Raw genomic sequence first — 3,331 nt, 5'->3', positions numbered from 1 at the left:
CGCAACGTGCAGCGCGCCGTGCGATGGGTTCGCGCGAAATTCCTGGAAGCCATCTTAAGCGATCCCCGCGTTCGGGCGCAGTCGGCCGAACGTCATAGCACGGCTCGGACGGCAGACATCGCGCGGTGCTGTCTGGCCGGGCGCACGTGGGCCTGGCCGGATGGCCAGGCGGGCCGCGGCACCACCCGGCGCACCGCCGCGCACGCTTGCCGATCCCGTATAATCAGTCGCTTAAAGAAACGAACAGTTGGCGCATCCCAAAGACCGCCAGTCTCCGCCAGCAACCGTCAGGACCGTCCCCCGCACGCTATGAAAGCCGCTGAAATCCGCGAGAAATTCCTCAAGTTCTTCGAATCGAAGGGCCATACGATCGTCCGTTCCTCGAGCCTCGTGCCGGGCAACGACCCGACACTGCTCTTCACCAATTCGGGGATGGTGCAGTTCAAGGATGTGTTCCTCGGCGCGGAGTCGCGTCCGTATTCGCGTGCCACCACCGCACAGCGCAGCGTGCGTGCGGGCGGCAAGCACAACGACCTCGAAAACGTCGGCTACACCGCGCGTCACCACACGTTCTTCGAGATGCTCGGCAACTTCTCGTTCGGCGATTACTTCAAGCGCGACGCGATCCACTACGCGTGGGAGCTGCTGACCGAGGTCTACAAGCTGCCGAAGGAAAAGCTTTGGGTCACCGTCTATCAGGAAGACGACGAAGCGCACGACATCTGGTCGAAGGAAGTCGGCGTGCCGGTCGAGCGCATCATCCGCATCGGCGACAACAAGGGCGCGCGGTACGCGTCGGACAACTTCTGGCAGATGGCCGACACCGGCCCGTGCGGCCCGTGCTCCGAAATCTTCTTCGACCATGGCGCCGACGTGTGGGGCGGGCCGCCGGGCTCGCCCGACGAAGACGGCGACCGCTACATCGAAATCTGGAACCTCGTGTTCATGCAGTTCAATCGCGACGCGCAGGGCAACATGACGCCGCTGCCCAAGCAGTGCGTCGATACCGGCATGGGTCTCGAGCGGATCGCTGCGGTGCTGCAGCACGTGCACAGCAATTACGAGATCGACCTGTTCCAGGCGCTCATCCAGGCGGCCGGCCGTGAGACCGGCGTGGCCGATCTGACCAACAACTCGCTGAAAGTGATTGCCGATCACATCCGCGCGTGCTCGTTCCTGATCGTCGACGGCGTGATTCCGGGCAACGAAGGCCGCGGCTACGTGCTGCGCCGTATCGTGCGCCGCGCGATTCGCCACGGCTACAAGCTCGGCAAGAAGGGTTCGTTCTTCCATCGCCTCGTCCCCGATCTCGTCGCGCAAATGGGCGGCGCGTATCCTGAACTGCAGGCGGCCGAGCAGCGCGTGACCGACGTGCTGCGCCAGGAAGAAGAGCGCTTCTTCGAAACGATCGAGCACGGCATGTCGATTCTGGACGCCGCACTGGCCGAGCTCGACACCAGGGGCGGGACGACGCTCGACGGCGAACTGGCGTTCAAGCTGCACGATACCTACGGCTTCCCGCTTGACCTGACAGCGGACGTCTGCCGCGAGCGCGGCGTGACGGTCGACGAACCGGCATTCGACGAAGCGATGGCGCGCCAGCGCGAGCAGGCACGTGCGGCGGGCAAGTTCAAGATGGCGCAGGGCCTCGAATACTCGGGCGCGAAGACCACATTCCACGGCTACGAAGAAATCGCCTTCGACGACGCGAAGGTGGTCGCGCTGTATGTGGACGGCGCGTCGGTGCAGCAGGCGCATGCCGGTCAGCAGGCCGTCGTCGTGCTCGATCACACACCGTTTTACGCGGAATCGGGCGGCCAGGTCGGCGACCAGGGTCTGCTCGCCAATGCGAACACGCGGTTTGCGGTCGCCGACACGCTGAAGGTGCAGGCCGACGTGGTCGGCCATCACGGCACGCTCGAGCAGGGCACGCTGAAGGTCGGCGATGTCGTCAAGGCGGAGATCGACGCAGTGCGTCGTGCCCGCACGGCCCGCAACCACTCGGCCACGCACCTGATGCACAAGGCGCTGCGCGAAGTGCTCGGCTCGCACGTGCAGCAGAAGGGCTCGCTCGTCGACGCGGACAAGACCCGTTTCGACTTCGCGCACAACGCGCCGATGACGGACGAGCAGATTCGCCGCGTCGAGGAAATCGTCAACGCCGAAGTGCTGGCGAACGCTCCCGGCATCGTGCGCGTGATGTCCTACGACGAAGCGGTGAAGGGCGGCGCGACAGCGTTGTTCGGTGAAAAGTACGGCGACCAGGTACGCGTGCTCGATCTCGGTTTCTCGCGTGAGCTGTGCGGCGGCACGCACGTGAACCGTTCCGGCGACATCGGTTTCTTCAAGATCGTGATGGAAGGCGGCGTGGCGGCGGGTATCCGCCGCGTGGAAGCCATCACCGGCGACAACGCGGTGCGCTATGTGCAGGACCTCGAACGGCGCGTCAACGCGGCCGCCGCGGTGCTGAAGGTGCAGCCGTCGGAACTGACGCAGCGCATCAGCCAGGTGCAGGATCAGGTGAAGACGCTCGAAAAGGAACTGGGTGCGCTGAAATCGAAGATGGCATCGAGCCAGGGCGACGAACTGGCGGGACAGGCGATCGAAGTCGGCGGCGTGCATGTGCTTGCCGCAACGCTCGATGGCGCGGACATCAAGACGCTGCGCGAAACGGTCGACAAGCTGAAGGACAAGCTCAAGAGCGCGGCCATCGTGCTCGCGTCGGTCGACGGCGGCAAGGTGAGCCTGATCGCCGGAGTAACGGCTGATGCAAACAAGAAAGTGAAGGCCGGCGAACTGGTCAACTTCGTCGCGCAGCAGGTCGGCGGCAAAGGCGGTGGCCGTCCGGACATGGCTCAGGCTGGCGGTACCGAACCGGCCAACCTGCCCGCCGCGCTCGCGGGCGTGAAGGCGTGGGTCGAAGCGCAGCTTTGATCTGAGGGCCAGCTCGCGGATTTGAATCCGCAACGGAAAAGGGGCCACGCGGCGCGCCAACTGCATTGGCGTATCGCGTGGCCCCTTCGTTTTGCTGTCGCGGGTCCGCTTTGGCGCAGGGTCGATTGTTTCAGCTTCGCTATTCGCGTTCGCTTCGAGGCCCAAGCTGCGGGCCTAGGCCCGAATTCAGGCCGGATTCAGGCCCGAGCGTAGGCCCTCATTCAGGTGCGCTTCCAACTCGCTTCCTGGCTCTCTCCCGCGTAAATCCAACCCTCAGACGACATCCGCGCCGACCCCCGGCAGCGTATCCGCAGTCGCCAAAGCCGCCTGCGCGCCGTCGGCAGCTTCCTCCTGCGCGCCCACCAAGGTCCGCCGCAACGCATTGAGCGCCGACGAG

General features: G+C 65.0%; 1 protein-coding gene. It reads left to right on the top strand.

Going from position 1 to position 3,331, the window contains the following annotated elements:
* Positions 1–309: 309 nt before the first annotated feature.
* The gene (gene alaS / locus VGH68_RS24655) at positions 310–2,934 is read left to right on the top strand and encodes an alanine--tRNA ligase (protein ID WP_331606327.1); all 2,625 of its coding nucleotides are present in this window, start codon (positions 310–312) and stop codon (positions 2,932–2,934) included.
* The last annotated feature ends 397 nt before the right edge of the window (positions 2,935–3,331 follow it).

The sequence above is a fragment of the Paraburkholderia sp. genome (assembly GCF_036488505.1).
Taxonomy (GTDB): Bacteria; Pseudomonadota; Gammaproteobacteria; order Burkholderiales; family Burkholderiaceae; genus Paraburkholderia.
The sequence above is the reverse complement of the archived record's forward strand: the minus strand, read 5'-3'. Positions and strand labels throughout refer to the sequence as shown.